Annotated in this window: 11 protein-coding genes; 5 read left to right on the top strand and 6 right to left on the bottom strand. The window is 64.2% G+C overall.

From position 1 onward, the window contains the following. The first annotated feature begins 2 nt into the window (after nucleotides 1–2). From MKK88_RS10575 to MKK88_RS10560, 4 genes are all read left to right on the top strand, one after another. A complete protein-coding gene (locus MKK88_RS10575) occupies nucleotides 3–1,085 on the top strand; it encodes a catalase family protein (RefSeq protein WP_243999425.1) in 1,083 nt (360 codons plus the stop codon). Nucleotides 1,086–1,610: 525 nt separating this feature from the next. Next, nucleotides 1,611–2,399 (top strand): alpha/beta fold hydrolase, encoded by a 789-nt coding sequence (locus MKK88_RS10570; RefSeq protein ID WP_243999423.1) that lies wholly within the window; start codon nucleotides 1,611–1,613, stop codon nucleotides 2,397–2,399. Nucleotides 2,400–3,142: 743 nt separating this feature from the next. Continuing rightward, nucleotides 3,143–3,757, top strand: a complete 615-nt coding sequence (locus tag MKK88_RS10565) for a DUF892 family protein (protein ID WP_243999421.1) — start codon at nucleotides 3,143–3,145, stop codon at nucleotides 3,755–3,757. A gap of 320 nt (nucleotides 3,758–4,077) precedes the next feature. After that, a complete protein-coding gene (locus MKK88_RS10560) occupies nucleotides 4,078–5,352 on the top strand; it encodes a cation:proton antiporter (protein WP_243999419.1) in 1,275 nt (424 codons plus the stop codon). Between the two features lie 471 nt (nucleotides 5,353–5,823). Here the strand turns inward: MKK88_RS10560 and MKK88_RS10555 are convergent, their stop codons facing one another. From MKK88_RS10555 to MKK88_RS10545, 3 genes are all read right to left on the bottom strand, one after another. After that, a complete protein-coding gene (locus MKK88_RS10555) occupies nucleotides 5,824–6,570 on the bottom strand; it encodes a dienelactone hydrolase family protein (protein ID WP_243999417.1) in 747 nt (248 codons plus the stop codon). A gap of 173 nt (nucleotides 6,571–6,743) precedes the next feature. Further along, entirely contained in the window at nucleotides 6,744–7,709 is a 966-nt protein-coding gene (locus MKK88_RS10550; RefSeq protein ID WP_243999415.1) for a quinone oxidoreductase family protein, read from the bottom strand. 55 nt (nucleotides 7,710–7,764) lie between these two features. Continuing rightward, the gene (locus MKK88_RS10545; protein WP_243999413.1) at nucleotides 7,765–8,541 is read right to left on the bottom strand and encodes an SDR family oxidoreductase; all 777 of its coding nucleotides are present in this window, start codon (nucleotides 8,539–8,541) and stop codon (nucleotides 7,765–7,767) included. A gap of 134 nt (nucleotides 8,542–8,675) precedes the next feature. Between MKK88_RS10545 and MKK88_RS10540 the strand changes: the two genes are divergently transcribed. Continuing rightward, nucleotides 8,676–9,638, top strand: coding sequence for a LysR family transcriptional regulator (locus tag MKK88_RS10540; RefSeq protein WP_243999411.1), 963 nt, complete (start codon nucleotides 8,676–8,678; stop codon nucleotides 9,636–9,638). Nucleotides 9,639–9,923: 285 nt separating this feature from the next. Here the strand turns inward: MKK88_RS10540 and MKK88_RS10535 are convergent, their stop codons facing one another. The 3 genes from MKK88_RS10535 to MKK88_RS10525 form a co-directional block, all read right to left on the bottom strand. Continuing rightward, nucleotides 9,924–10,277: a GFA family protein gene (locus MKK88_RS10535; protein ID WP_279602218.1), complete on the bottom strand. Its 354-nt coding sequence runs from the start codon at nucleotides 10,275–10,277 to the stop codon at nucleotides 9,924–9,926. A 1,050-nt stretch (nucleotides 10,278–11,327) separates the two neighbouring features. Beyond that, nucleotides 11,328–13,748 carry an ATP-binding protein gene (locus tag MKK88_RS10530; protein WP_243999408.1) on the bottom strand — a complete coding sequence of 807 codons (2,421 nt, stop codon included), beginning with the start codon at nucleotides 13,746–13,748 and terminating at the stop codon, nucleotides 11,328–11,330. A gap of 565 nt (nucleotides 13,749–14,313) precedes the next feature. After that, entirely contained in the window at nucleotides 14,314–14,514 is a 201-nt protein-coding gene (locus tag MKK88_RS10525) for a hypothetical protein (RefSeq protein WP_147940008.1), read from the bottom strand. Between the last annotated feature and the right edge of the window lie 422 nt (nucleotides 14,515–14,936).

The following is a 14,936-nucleotide window of genomic DNA, read 5'->3' as shown; positions in this document are numbered from 1 at the left end:
ACATGACCTACCTTCGATACGCACCCGACGTCGAGAAGCCCGATCCGGACGAGCAGAAGACGATTGACGGCATCATCAACGGCATGACGCAGCAATCGGAGACCGTCGAGGCACGCGAGCACCATGCCGTGCGTGCCAGCCACGCGAAGAGCTCGGCCTGCGTCACCGGCGAGTTGACGATTGCCGCCGGCCTGCCGCCCGAACTGGCCCAAGGGCTGTTCGCCACGCCCGGCACCCACCCCGTGGCGGTTCGCTTCGCTCAGGGGCCGGGCGAGACCCTTGGCGACCGGGTCTCGACCCACCGCGGCATGTCCATCAAGGTGTTCGACGTGCCCGGCGAGAAGCTGCCCGGCCACGCCGTCGACACCCAGGACTTCGTACTCGCGACGGGCACCACGTTTCCCTCGGGCACAGCGGCCGGCTTCCTGCGGGACGGCACCGTCATCGGGAAGTCCACGGGGTTGCCGGAAGGGGTGAAGAGCGCGGTCTCGTCGACGATGCGCAACCTCAATCGCGCGCTGCACGCCTTCGGGACGGAGAGCGCGCTGGCCGACTTCTTCGGCCATCCCTACAGCCACCCCCTCGCCGACAGCTACTTCAGCCAGGCGCCGGTCCGCTACGGCGATTACGTGGCCAAGCTCGGGGTCGTTCCGGCGACGGAAAGCCAGCGTGCCCTATCCGAGTGGCGGCTCGATCCGCATCAGGACGAGGACGGCTTCCGCCATGCCACGGTCGCCTTCTTCCGCGACCACGAGGTGGTGTTCGAGTTGAGGGCCCAGATCTGGGCCGACGCCGAGAGCCAACCCATCGAGGATGCCTCGGTCGACTGGCCGGTCTCCATCAGCCCCTACCGTACGGCCGCGACGCTGCGGCTGCCCCGCCAGGATGCCTACAGCGCGGCCCGCGTGCGCTACTTCGACGAGGTGATGACCTTCCGTCCTGCCCATAGTCTCACGGCTCACCGGCCGCTTGGTTCCGTGATGCGCGCACGGCTTCGGGTCTACCAGGCGCTGAGCGATTTCCGCCACAGCAAGAATGGCGTGGCGTCCGAGGATACCGCGAGCATTGATCACGTTCCGGCCTAGGCGCGACATGATCGACATCGGACAGCCAGGGGGGGCGACATGCTGATTGATGTCGCCCGGTCGCACGCCTGTGAGTTCGAGGGCCCCTCCGTCTCCGATTGAACCGACGATGCGGTGGTGTGCAACACGCACATCGACCGCGGCGGCGCCATCCTGACGTAGACGGTCGTGATCGAAGCCCTCAGGTTCCGGATCTGGGAGCCGATCGCAAAGGACTGAAGACGATGGTGAGAAGTTCCCGGGGGCTGGATGGCTCCGTGCCGTCAAGTCTCCGTCCGTCGACCGTTTGGAGCCGGCGTGATCGCACGGACCGCGCACGACGATGCTGGCTCGGCAAGCGCCAACCCGGCCATGGGTTCATGTTCTGATCACCTGTGCAGGTTCACCGAATGCCGCGGCGGGTCACTCGACCTCGATGCGTCCGATATGAGCGGCCCGCGGACCTGACTGGCACTCTCGGCCTGACGAAATCTGCAACGGACCAGTGTTCGTATTGCAGGGCGAAAATTGAAGGACAATGCCGTCATGTCCCTACATTTCGAACGCCTCGGCACGGGCCGGCCGCTACTGATGGTCCATGGGCTGGGGGCCAATCTCCGCACCTGGGATCCGCTCTTGAGCGCATTGCACGGCTCGCGCGAACTGATCTTGGTCGACCTGCCGGGACATGGCAAATCGGCCCCGCTCGCGGGCCGACAGACGGTGGAGGCTTATGCAGACGCCCTAGCCGGCTTCGTGCAGTCCCATGGCCTGACGACGGCGGACCTTGTCGGCAGTTCGGTGGGGGGCCGGCTGGTGCTGGAGCTGGCGCGGCGGGGCATCGGTCGGCACTGCGTGGCGCTCGATCCCGGCGGTTTCTGGCGCGGGTGGGAAACGCGCTGGTTACACTGGACGCTCGCGGCATCGATACGCCTGGTGCGGCTGCTGCGGCCCTTCCATCCCGGCCTGTCGCGCCATGCCGTCACCCGTACGGTGTTGCTGGCTCAACTGTCGGCCCGTCCGTGGGTGCTACCACCGCAGCTTGTCGAAGAGGAGCTGCGGAGCCTGGCGGCCACACCGGTGTTCGATGCGATGCTGCGCGAGCTGGCACGCGGACCGTTGCAGCAGGGCTCGGCAAAGACGCCTGGCCGGGTCACCATCGGCTGGGGCCGCCAGGACCACCTGCTGCTGCCACGCCAGGCTGCACGCGCCCAGGTAGCCTTCCCGTCGGCCCGGCTGCACTGGTTCGAACGCTGCAGCCACTTCCCGCATTGGGATCAACCTGCCGAGACGGCGCGCGTGATCCTTGAAACGGCCGGGGAGGATGCGCCTTGAAAGGGCTTCTTGCACCCCAGAGCCTGCGGTCATCCCCGGATAGTCAAGCATATCGGCCGAGCTTGCCGCATCCTCTCGGGATCCGGTCCATGGTCCGCTCTTTTATCGCCGCGGAAATGAAGCAGCGCTTTAAAGCTAACCTAGAGCGCGGCATTTCGAGGCTGCGCTGATCGCGCTGACCTGCTCTGGTTGCGCTTCACATGGCCCATCCCGCGAACGACCGCTTTAATTAGCCTTGCCGTTTCCAGGCTCGACAACGGACCGTCTGAACTCGCGCTCCGGGCATTCCCCATGTGTCCCAAAGGGGATCGGCTACCGAACGTTTCCGCCCACGACCGACTCGGTAATTCGGAAGGTCTGCTTTCGGGCAAACTGTACGATCCCGAGCGACCGGGTCCGACGGAAAGCTACCTGACGGATGTGAAATGAGCAGTTGAAAATACAGACATCGCTGGCGAGCAAGTGCTTCAAGCCGTGTGGATTGTGTGGCGGGCATGTCCTGGCCATCACACAGGTGGGTTTTCGGGTGTTTCTTGAGCGACCGCCGAAACCGCGTGTCGGCACCCCAGTTCCAATCGGCGCCCGTAGATACCTGCCGCCTGCAGAAGGCCGAGACGGATCTTGAGGCCGACCCGGGCGCTTACTGCGTTGGATACCGTAGTCGATCGCATCAATTGAACGACGAGGGCGGCCAGAGTTGCCAGACAGACTCTGAGTTCAAGACGGCGAACACGAGGTAAGGAATGATGTCAGGGAACCGGCGACTTTTCGAGGAAGGGTTAGACCTTCTCCACGGAGCCCATCGGCAGGGGGCGGCGCAGGCGACGCGCAACAACAAGACGGCGACGCTGCCGAAGCTGAAACAGATGCTGGAGGCCGGATCGAAACAGAACATCGTTCAGCTAGAGCGGTTAAAGGAGGTTTTCGACTCGATCGGCGTCAGGCCCGACCCCAGAAACGATCCCGCCATGCAGGGCATCTGCGATCTCAACGAAGCGGAAATAGCCAAGCATGGGGACGCCGCCGACCGCGACCTCATCAACATCGAGTACGGTCAAGTCGCGGCGCATTTCTACATCGCCAGGTATGGCACGCTGCGGAGGGCCGCACACGCGCTCGGACATGCCAAAGCCGTCAAGCTCTTGGATCGCACGCTCGTCGAGACCCGCGCGATCGATCGCGCCTTCACGCAGCTTTACGATCACCTGCTGTCACGCCGCACTTCGTCACGCTACCCGGGCGAGACTGCGCTCGCGACCACGGCGGCCATGCACCCCGGCCTCACGGTCGGGTTGGCGCTTGGCGGTGTCTTGGCCGCGGCCGCGCTCGTGAAAGCGGGGCGATCCAAGCGACGCTGAAGGACGGGTGGACGAGGCGCGGCTCCCACGGCGGGCCTGCCGGCAACCAAGGTCCGCCCCAGCGTGCGCGTCGCCGTCCCCTCCAGTGCCTGGCCTCGACCGTGACGGTGGGCCTCGGCGTCGCGGCCACCCTCGCGGCTCTGGCCGTTGCCTTGATCGGTGACACGCACCTGCTGCCGACCGGGTTCACCCCTAGCCGCGCGAGGTCGAACGTCCGCTTTATGGCCGCCGATCAACTTCCGTTCGCCATCCAAAAGTGACGCTCCTGAACGTCACAACCGCCGCTCGTTCTCATGGGTGACGCTGGACAAGGAAGCCGTGTGCTCTCGATCTTCGATCTCACCGCCCTTCTCCTGACCCTGTCGGCCCTGTTCGGCTGGATCAACCGGCGCTTCGTCCACATGCCGCACGGCATCGGCCTGCTGGTGATGGGGCTCGTGGCATCGCTGCTTCTGGTGCTCCTCGACGTCGCCTTCCCCGGCCAAAACCTCTACGGCGCCCTGAGTGACGTGCTGAGGCAGATCGACTTCACCGACGTGGTGATGAACGGGATGCTGGCGTTCCTGCTGTTCGCAGGCGCCATGACCCTCGACCTCGGCGCCCTGCGCGACCGGGCCTGGCCGGTCGCCACGCTCGCGCTGGTCGGTACCGTCATCTCGACGGCCGTGGTGGGCTGCGCCTTCTGGGCCGTGGCGCAGGGCATCGGCCTGCCGGTCACCCTGCCGTGGGCGCTGGTGTTCGGTTCGCTGATCAGTCCGACCGATCCGGTGGCGGTACTGGCCACCTTGAAGAACGTGAAGGTGCCCCCGGCCTTGGAGATCGAGATGCAGGGCGAGGCGCTGTTCAACGACGGCGTCGGCATCGTCCTGTTCACCGTCCTCCTCGGCTTCGCGGCCGGCATCGGCGGCGAGGCATCCGGCCCCGCCGGGATCGCCCGCCTGCTGGTGCAGGAGGCGGGGGGCGGCCTGCTCCTCGGCGGCGTGACCGGCTACGTCGCCTACCGCGCCATGCGGACCATCGACGATTTCCCCGTCGAGGTCCTGATCACCCTGGCCCTCGTGACGGGCACCTACGCCCTGGCCCAAAAGCTCCACATCAGCGGCCCCCTTGCGGTGGTCGCGGCCGGGCTGCTCGTCGACGACAGGGCTCCGCGTGATGCCATGAGCGAGCGCACCCAGGGTTACGTCTCCGCCCTGTGGACCCTGATCGACGAGGTGCTGAACTCGGTGCTGTTCCTGCTTATCGGCCTGGAGGTGCTGGTCCTGCGCTTCAGGGTCGACACCGTCGTCCTCGCGGCGGCGGCCGTCCCCATCGTGCTCGTCGCCCGCCTGCTCGCGGTCTCGGCGCCCTTGCTGGTGTTCCGCTGGGGCGGGAACCTGTCGGCCAAGAACGTGCCTTTCCTGACCTGGGCCGGCGTACGCGGCGGCATCTCGGTGGCGCTGGCCCTCTCGATCCCGGAGAGCGACGCCAAGCCCATCATCCTTGCGGCGACCTACGCGGTGGTCCTGTTCACCATCATCGTGCAGGGCTCGACGCTCGGCGTGGTGGCCAGACGTACCGTGGCGAGACCCGCGTCGGAAGAACCCGGCCGATAGACCAGGGGGTAACGCGCTGCCTAACCCTACTGATGAGGGTGCTGGTGCCCTTGGCGCCCCCGGTATGCCGGTCGCATGCGGAAAGTCCGCTTCCGAATGGAGTGCGAAGGTCCGCTTCCCACCGACGCTGTGTGAAAACGTGGAGGCGGTAGAAGGACCTTCTCTCCGGCTCCCTGCCCGATATCGGAAAGGGCACCCTACTGTCTTCAAGGCCGCCATTTGGAGGGCAGGGATGCCTCGCGCAGAGAAGATTGATCTGCGATTCCGGAACGCGCCTGCGTTTTCACACAGCCTGCACCCACCCCGGTCATTAAAAGGCACAACCCTGCGGGACTGGATCTGGCGGATTGCGGTTTGTCTGCTTCGGGGCAAGGCTGCCGGGAAAGCAGACGATCTTCTACCGACCCGATCTCGCCGTTCAGACCATTTCACTGCCTGACGAGTAAGAAGACGTTGGACCAGGGCCACGCGTTATCTTTCGCCGCCGGGCAGGGTCCGGCCGAAGAGCGCGAGCATTGCGCTCCAGCCACGCTCTGCGGCGGCGTGATCGTAGACCGGAAAGTCCGGCATCATCCAACCGTGCGCGGCCGGATACGTTTGCGATGTATAGCGTACGCCGGCCTCCGTCAGAGATCTCTCAAGCTGCTCGGCCATCGCGGGCGGATAGCTGCCATCGTTCTCCGCCGCGCCAATGTAGACCTCCGCCTTCAGCTTCGGCGCGAATAGGTGGGGGCTCGTCGGCGCATCGGTCGCGAGGTTGCCCCCGTGAAAGCTTGCGGCTGCCGCGAACCGCTCCGGGTAGGTTCCCGCTGTGGCCAGGGCCATGCCGCCGCCCATGCAGAAGCCCACCACCCCGACCTTGCGACCTCCGACGTCGTCACGCGTGTCGAGGTAAGCGAGCAGGGCTTCCGCATCTTCAGCGGCCTTCAAGGCGCTGGTTGTGGCCATCAGCGGTCCAAGGATTGCGCGAAAGTCACCCGCGAACACCTCCTTGGGCACGAATGGCCCGTAGGGTCCGTAACGGTAGAAGAGGTCCGGCAGCAGAACGATGTAGCCAGCGTCAGCGAACTGCTGCGCCATGTCGAGCATCGCCGGCCTGATACCACCGGCGTCCATGTAAAAAATCACCGCGGGCCATGGTCCACCGCTGGCGGGGATCACGACGTGCGAAGGGCAATCGCCATCGCGCGTCCGGATCGTGACATGTTCGATTGGCATGAAGCGCTCCTAGACCAGACATCTGCGATGTCCGTTTCGAACCACGTACGACCGTCCGCGGACGGACTGCAAACCACTCGACCGGGTGGTAAACACAGTCCGGCAGTTGGCAGAAATTGACAGCGTATCGAGTGGCGGGAAGGCGACGTAAACCTCGGGGAGTCCACCGACACTCAAACGGCCAACACCATAGATCCGATGACACTTCGCGCCCTGATATCCTCATGCGCACGCCGAGCCTCGAACAGCGGGTAGCTGGTGACAGACGGAAGCTCGAGTATGCCGGCCGCCAGAGCGGACCAGAGCTCGGTGCTGGCCCCTAATAAGACTGCGCGGCTGGTCACGAAATCGGCGGTATCCGGTTTGGTATAAGCGATTGCTCGATCCGCCAGGGCTGCCGGGTCAATGCGCGGCGGGCCGGAGGCGTTGCCAAAATGGACAAGCTCCCCACCGGGCCTCAGCGCGGCGATCGATTTCTCGAAGGTCGCGGCGCCGACCAACTCATAGACCACATCGACGCCCCTGCCGCCGGTCAGGGCCACAACCTGCGCGGCGAGGTCAATGTCGCTGGCGTTCAGCACCGTCTCGATGCCGCGTTTGCGCAACCAGATTGCCTTGGCCGGATTGCCTACGGTGGCGATCACTCTGGCTCCGAGGGCCTGCGCCCATGACGCGGCGAGGGAGCCGACGCCACCGGCGGCGGCATGGACGAGTACCGTTTCGCCGGGCTGGACGACATGGGCGCGCTTGACCATGGCCCAAGCCGAGAGGCCCTTCGTGAAGATCGAGGCGGCCTGCTCACTCGATATACCATCCGGGAGCTTCACCAGTCTGTCTGCATCGATGAGGCGCATGTTGGCGTAGCTGCCGAACGCGAGCCAGTAGCCGACACGATCGCCGACTTGAAGTTCGGTGACGCCCGACCCGACCGCGTCGATGATCCCGGCACCTTCCACGCCCAGCGTCAGCGGAAGCGTCGCGGGATAGATGCCGTCGCGGAACTGGGTATCGACGAAATTAACCCCGGCTGCCTCTTGGACGAGGCGGACCTGCCCCTGTGCCGGCTCGCCGACGTTAAATTCTTCGTAGTGCAGAACCTCGGGTCCGCCGGTCCGATGCATGCGGATACGATGTGCCATGCTGACGGTCTCCGGTTTTCCAGGGCGGCGCGAAACGGGACGCGGCGATGGCTGCTCAGAAAAGCCAGTCGACCAGAAGCTCGCCGCCGGAGACCTCGAGCAGGCTGCCCGTGACGTAGGGGTTGGTCATCAGGAAGACGGCGGCATGACCGATATCGGCAATCGTGCCGACGTGGCGCGCCGGGAAGTTCGCGCGGACCTTCTCGCGGAGGTCCGCGCGTTCCGCTTCAGGTAGAGCGTCCCAAAGCCCGGTATCGACGTAGCCGGGACGGATTGTGTTGACCCGGACCGGCCCCAGTTCCAGAGCGAGCGAGCGCGACATGGCCTCGACGGCGGCAAAGGTAGCCATGACAGCGGTCAGGCCGCGCTTCGGCTTCGCAGCGGTGCCGCCCGTGAGGAGGGTGATCGAGCCGCCGGGCGGCAGGCGCGGCGCGGCATGTCGCGCGCACGTCCAGGAGCCGAGGAACTTGCCTTCGAGGTAGCTGCGCAGGCCGCGCATGTCCTCGTCCATGAACGCGCCCCAGGATCCCAATTCGGGTCCCGCCGTGACAACGAGATGATCGAGGCTGCCGATGGTCTCGAAGGCGGCGCGCACCGCCGTCTCATCGCGGATATCGAGGCTGATCTGCTCGAATTCGGCGAGGTCCGGCCTCTCCGCGGCCGAGACGCTGCGCCGACTGGCGACCGTCACGGCCGCGCCGGCCCTGTGGGCGGCCTTTGCGATGCCGAGGCCGATCCCAGTCTTGCCGCCTACGACGACGACTCGTTTGCCGCTTAGGTCGTAGGTGGAAGGGGACGTCGGATCGGGGCGAGATAAGGAAGCATGAGTCATGGTCGGTGCCCTTTGTTGGATGGTCAGCTTCGCCGCCTAGCTCGCTTCCCCAATGGCTGCCGATCAGTGAGGCATGTGACTTCCGTTGATAATGATCGGAAATTCCATAGGATCTATTCCCGAGGAGAATGGGCATGGACCGCTTCCGCGAGTTGGCCGCCTTCATCGCCGTGGCCGAAGCCGGAGGATTCTCGGCGGCGGCCCGCCGCAACGGTGAAGCGCAGCCGGGGATCAGCAAGGCCATCGCGGCGCTCGAAAAACGCCTTGGCGTTGCTCTTCTCAATCGCAGTACGCGTAACGTGACACTGACCGATCAAGGACAGAAATATTACGACCGCACGAAGCTACTGATTGAGGGGCTGGACGACGCTGACAATGAATTGACGACCAGCGCCTCGAAGATCTCGGGCTCGATCCGTGTCAGCGCGCCGTCAACGTTTGGACGCTTGCATGTCGTTCCGCTCGTCCCCGAGTTGCTGTCACTCTATCCAGAACTTCGCGTCGACCTCATTCTGTCGGATACCGTTCGTGACATGCTCGCGGACCGTGTCGATCTGGCCATCCGCATCGGATCGGTCGAGCAGCTCGATGTCATCGTCAAACGGATCTCGGCCACGTCACTGGTATGCGCCGGGTCCCGCGGATATTTCGAAAAACACGGACGACCGTTAGAGCCAACGGACCTCGTCGATCATAATTGTTTGGTCTACGGCGGAATGCACGAGGCTGCCGATTGGCCGTTTGTTGGACCCGATCGACCCTACAGCGTGCGCGTCCACGGCAACCTAACGTCGAACAGTATCGAGACGATCCGGGCCGGCGTACTGGCCGGCGTCGGCATCGGCCTATTCACCAACGCCTCGCTCGTAGACGATCTCTCCCGACCCGACATCGTCACCGTCTTGGACGAGTTCATGGTTGCGACGAGAGACGTCAACCTCGTCTGGCCGAAGCGCCGGATCGTTCCAGCCCGGGTGCGTCGCACGACCGAGTTTTTCGGACAAGCGATCGCACGGCGTCTGCGATCGGACGTCAAGATCGAAGCCCGAATGATGCCGCCCAAAACGGCGGCGCCGGACCGCGGTGCAGAGGGCTGAAGCATTAAGGACGGCGCAAGCTTCATTCCGCGCCGACCGCAAACGAACGAACGCCTCGTACGCCGATCGCAAGAAAATGTCCGCTCAGCTTTACTTTCAACCAAGTCGTCAGCTGAACGTCGGCTGTTCACATTTTCCGACCGAAAGCAGGCAAGCCGCTTTTCACCCGAGCGGCCCTTCGGCTCGCCACCCATGGCAGCCGCTGGGAACCCCGATCTCGGTTCCCGTAAGCAGCCATTCGTCGGCCCTCTAACGCTTCCGAGTGGCGTGATATGCGATCCTTGCTCAACCCGGAAAACGCTCGAATGCCGGTAGTTCGTGCAGGGATGTCACCCACTTCACGCGTTCCGCCGTCTGCACCTGCATCTGCGGGGCGATCGCCTCGGGATCGTCGAGCACTGCGACCCTGACCTGCATCATCCCCATCTGCTGGAGTGGTGCATTCGAGAAGAACAGGCCAGTTCCGCATGACCCGCAGAACGATCGCCGCCCATCGAGAGACGAGTTGTAGACCTTCGGCTCACCCGTGACCGACACAGCTTCTTCAGGCACCATGGCCCATGCCACTATGGGACTTCCTGACTGCTTCCGACAATCGCCGCAGTAGCACACGGAACTTGCTACGGCCTGATCCGGCATTTCGAACTGGATCGAGTTACAGTGACAGCGTCCACGAAGCATGTGCTCGTCCTCTTTGTCAGGAGGCCGACCCGTAGCAATGCCAGATCGCAATGTCTTCTGCCAGGCCGTGCGCGGACGCAGGGGCTATGTCTGTCCCTGATCACCGCCACCTGACAGCAGACAGGTGGAAATTTACCATAAGCAGCTATCCCGCTTGCGACCCATGGCAGCCGCCCAAGTTACCAACTGCGCTTACCGAACGCGGTCGTTCGTTGGCCGCCTGGCAACTTAAGCGCGGAGTGTAAAGCAGCCGTGGCGCGTGCTACCCACCAGCGCTTTCTTGAGCCAAACGCAAGGATGAGCTGCGATCTTAATCATCACCTACATCCCAAACGATCAACATAAAAGCGCCTCTCCAGAGGAATTGAGGGGTATGGCTGAGCATGTTTCATCAATTGACGGCTTATTTCGAAAATATTGGCTTAAATAAAACGACATCGATTATTACGTCGGAGTATATTTTTTGAATTACAGGGGCAAGCCGAGGTCGGAGATGCTGGGCTGAAGGCATGCATTACCGAGGCTGGGGCGCGCGATATCAGCTTATGCTTCTTCGAGGTCGATGCCGAACTGAGTGCTGTGACAAGGGGTATCTTGCCGCAAGTTGGTTGACCTGCCTACACCCGAGTTGAATTGCGAGCGGGTGCGATGGGGACGTTCGCTCTGATGTTTTCACCGGATGTTTTTACTGCTCGAAAGTGGCCAGGCAGTAATCCACCCACTTGAGACGTTCAGCCGGCCGAGGCGGCGTCTTCGAATGGCCGAAAGCGGCTAGTCTGCTTCGGAGCCGGTCCAACGCAAAAGCGGACAGTCCTGAACCAGACCGACCTAGCTGCTTTGACCGTCATCGCCGTTTCTTCAAAGTAGCCGTTCGTCAGCCATCGGGTTAATCTGGCTTGGGGCGATCATCGGAAGTTATCTTAACGTTTGAGAGCAGACCTGCGGGCATACGCCCAACGCTATAGAGCTACCGCCATCAAAAGGGAGCAGCTTGCCGAGAATAGTTCATTAAAAACTTGTCGCTACAACCCTGGCGCGCATCGACTTGGGTGGTCTTCGCCCCCAAACCGATAGGTGGGTGAATAAATGGTTGCGATTGCATCCAACGAAACGGACCGGTTGGCCGCGCTGCACCATCTCGCGATCATGGACACGCCGAACGAGGCGCACTTCGATGCCGTCTGCCGTCTGGCGCGCGATCTGTTCTCCGTCCCGATCGCCCTCGTCTCCCTGGTCGACGAGGACCGGCAGTGGTTCAAGGCCAAGTGCGGCCTTGAAGGTCGTACCTTCACCCTGACGGCTCTCGACCGCGATGTCGCCGCCGAGCATGTGCGCGAACGCCCGGGTGATCGCCAACCCGAGCCCCGTGCCGCCGAAGCGCCGCGTGGTCGAGGCGTCGGCCTGACTGAAGCGCTGGAACAAGCGTGACGCCTGCTCCTCGCTCATGCCGATGCCGGTGTCGGCCACCGCGAACACCAGCCGATCACCCTCGGCGTCCGTCTGCCGGCGTGCCGACAGCCTAATTTCCCCGCCTTCCGTGAACTTTGCCGCGTTGCTCAGCAGGTTGATCAGGCACTGGCGCAGCTTGGTCGCGTCCGTGTACGCACCGCCAAGCCCGTCCGCGATGTCGAGGACCAGGGCGTTGCCCTTCTTCTCCACCAGGGCTTCCACCGTGGCGGCGACGTCGCGCACGGTCGCGGCGACGTCGATACTTTCCGGGTACACCTCCATGCGCTCGGCCTCGATCTTCGACAGATCGAGCACGTCGTTGATCAGCCCGAGCAAGTGGCGCGCGTTCGCCTCGATCTTCTTCATATCGGGCAGCAGGTCCGCCTGGCCGGCGTCCTCCATCTCCTCCTGCAGCATCTCCGAGTAGCCGATCACCGCCGACAGCGGGGTGCGCAGCTCGTGGCTCATGTTCGCCAGAAACTCGGACTTGGCGCGGTTGGCCTCCTCGGCGGCGTCCTTCGCCGCCGCGAGGACGTGCTCGGAGCGCTTGCGCGCGTCGATGTCGGACACCACCACGACAGCGCCGATGAGCTCGCCTTCGGCATCCCGCATCGGCGCGCCGGCGAAGCCGACCCAGGCGCGGGCACCGTCGCCGCGCTGATAGTCGACCTCCAGCTCGGACTGTGGCTCGCCGGCGCGCACCACCTGGATCAGCGGCCACTCGCTCGGCTCGACCGGCCGGCCATTCTCGTGGAAGCCGACCCAGCGGGCCGGTCCCTCGCCGGGTTGCGCGGGCAGCACCCCGTGCCCGAGGATCGTCTCGGCGCGGGCGTTGTGGCCGGTGATCCGTCCGGACGGCGCGTCGGCGATGAGCACGCCCACCGGCAGTGTGTCGAGAACGCTCCGCAGCAGCGCTTCGCCCGCTCGGACCTGGGCCTCGGACAGGACGGCCGTAGTTACGTCCGCCACGACGAGGCCGACGCCGGTGGCCACAGCCGACCCTTCATCCTGGCTCAGCGGGTAGAAGCTCATGCGGAAGTGGCGCATCCCGCCCGGCGCGCTCTCGCTCGCCACGCTGACCGGCACGTCAGCGCTGACGAGGCCGTGGTCGCGCGCTGCCTCCAGCAGCGGGGTGAGCTGATCTTCCAGCTTAGGGAGAAGCGTCCAGATCGGTGCGCCGAGATCCGCGCCGAAGCCGCGCTCGCTCATCGTCGCCAGGGCGCGGTTCATGTGACGGATGTTAAACCCGCCGTCGAGGAAGCCCAGCCCGACCGGGGCATTGGCGAGCACGCCCTCGAACAGCCCGCTGCTGCGTTGGCTCTCGCGGCGCCGTACTATCGTGAGGCGGACCAGCAGCACGATCGCGAGGGTCGCGCAAAGCAGGCTGAACGCCGTCAGAGCAGTGTAGCGCAAGCTGTCGCGACGGTCGTTCTCCGCCGACGCCTCCGCGGCGGATCGGTTGGCCGTCGCGGTGGCGGCACGGATCGCATCCATCAGGCGCTTGCCCGCGCCGGTCTCGATCAGGGCTTCTGCGCTGTCGAACCCCTGGTCACGCCGCGCGATCACGACCCGGTCGGAGAACACCGCCTCATCGCCGATCAGCTTGCGCACGGGAGCGAGTGCCGCGATCGCTGGATCGGAAGAGCCACCGTCGAGATTGTCGAGGAAGGCGCTCTCACCGGGGATGCGGCCGAGAGCATCGGCATAGGGTTCGAGGTACTCGGGCTTGCCGGTGAGCGCGTAGCCGCGCATGCCGGTCTCCAAATCCTTCATCGTCGAGAGCAGGCGCTCGCTGTGGCCGATCAACTCTCGGCGGTGCAACCGTTCGCGACGAGCGGCATCGCCGGCCACGAAGTTCCACCCGACCGCCGTCAAGGCCAGGGCGAGCAGGGCGTAGGCAAGCGGCGAACTGGGCAGCCCGGCGAGCGGACGCGCGCCCCGCAGGCCTGGACGCTGGATCAGCGGGTGGGTGTCGGGCATGCGAGCTACCTGCGCCCTCCACGATCGGGCATCGGCAAGTCGTAGCCGGGTTCACACATGATGCGCGAGCCCTGGCATCTAATTCGAATTTGCAATCAAAGGGCCCTGCGATGGAAGCGACTACAGGGTCTCTTCGTACCTCGTACGGTCGCGCATACCCATGTTTCTAGGTCTGGCTGAAACCGGCCGGTCTGCTTCGAAGCCGTTTTGTCGGGAAAAGCGGACGACCTCCTACCGACCCGACCCTGCCGCCATGACCGTTGACAGCCTTCCCCGGCAGAGCGAGCGTACGTCTGCCATTCGGCAGGATCGGTCTGGGGTGGAAACCGCACCCTGCTATTTCGCCCTAAAGCGAGCGCGGAGTGCAGCGTTCCAATAGAGCAAGAGCATTGGAACTGCCGCGCTAAAACATGGCAGCTTGGACAGCATCAGCTCGACGAGAAATTCGGCTTTGTGCCGAGCATCCGATCGGCTCTATCGATCGGCAGTCGAGACGACACAGCAATAAAAAAGCCAGCCCGAAGGCTGGCCCCCGCGTTCCCATGAGGGATGCGACGAGAACGGTTTACTCGGCCGCAGTCATCTCTGCGGTGAAGTGACCACACCAGTCCTCGGACGAAACCACCGGCCACAAGCCCTTCGCCTCCGGCGCCGGCTGGCTGATCGGCGGGTTGAAGCGGCACAGGCCGGCATCACCCTGAGCGGAAGCGCCGTTACCTTTGTGCTCGTCGAAAAACTTGCAGCTCTCGCAGTGCGCGTTGGCCATGTCGGTGTCCCTACTCGATGGTCGATCCGTCTTGTTGCGAATTAGAACAGATCCAATCTGGCCGGTCAACGGCGACAACGTCAGCCGGTTCCGGTTCGGCTGAAGGCACCCTGTGGATGACATCGACGTCAGGATGGTTATGAAAGCCCTCTCTTCTGACTGCACATTCGAGGCGTTCGCGACGCCGCAAGACGTGCGGCGGTGTGAGTACGCGACGACAGGCGGACGCAGGCCAGTTCCCTGCCGCCCGCCCGTGGAGCCTCGGTCGGGCGGTCGTGTGAGGGTCGGTGCATTGCGGGGGAGCTGGACACCGCGAGCGCCGGCCCATGGCCAACGATCGTGCAATCGGACGCAAATTCCCTTCGCGCTGTTCAGTGTTACGCAGCTGGTTTTAACCTAGTGGCGTGAGCCTGATGTCCATG

This window comes from Methylobacterium sp. E-005, assembly GCF_022829725.1.
In the GTDB taxonomy this organism is placed as follows: domain Bacteria; phylum Pseudomonadota; class Alphaproteobacteria; order Rhizobiales; family Beijerinckiaceae; genus Methylobacterium.
The sequence above is the reverse complement of the archived record's forward strand: the minus strand, read 5'-3'. Positions and strand labels throughout refer to the sequence as shown.

Coding starts and splice junctions, on each gene's coding strand:
- MKK88_RS10540 (WP_243999411.1), top strand. CDS start 8,676: ATGGACCGCTTCCGCGAGTTGGCCGCCTTCATCGCCGTGGCCGAAGCC.
- MKK88_RS10535 (WP_279602218.1), bottom strand. CDS start 10,277: ATGCCGGATCAGGCCGTAGCAAGTTCCGTGTGCTACTGCGGCGATTGT.
- MKK88_RS10570 (WP_243999423.1), top strand. CDS start 1,611: ATGTCCCTACATTTCGAACGCCTCGGCACGGGCCGGCCGCTACTGATG.
- MKK88_RS10545 (WP_243999413.1), bottom strand. CDS start 8,541: ATGACTCATGCTTCCTTATCTCGCCCCGATCCGACGTCCCCTTCCACC.
- MKK88_RS10575 (WP_243999425.1), top strand. CDS start 3: ATGACCTACCTTCGATACGCACCCGACGTCGAGAAGCCCGATCCGGAC.
- MKK88_RS10555 (WP_243999417.1), bottom strand. CDS start 6,570: ATGCCAATCGAACATGTCACGATCCGGACGCGCGATGGCGATTGCCCT.
- MKK88_RS10525 (WP_147940008.1), bottom strand. CDS start 14,514: ATGGCCAACGCGCACTGCGAGAGCTGCAAGTTTTTCGACGAGCACAAA.
- MKK88_RS10565 (WP_243999421.1), top strand. CDS start 3,143: ATGATGTCAGGGAACCGGCGACTTTTCGAGGAAGGGTTAGACCTTCTC.
- MKK88_RS10530 (WP_243999408.1), bottom strand. CDS start 13,748: ATGCCCGACACCCACCCGCTGATCCAGCGTCCAGGCCTGCGGGGCGCG.
- MKK88_RS10550 (WP_243999415.1), bottom strand. CDS start 7,709: ATGGCACATCGTATCCGCATGCATCGGACCGGCGGACCCGAGGTTCTG.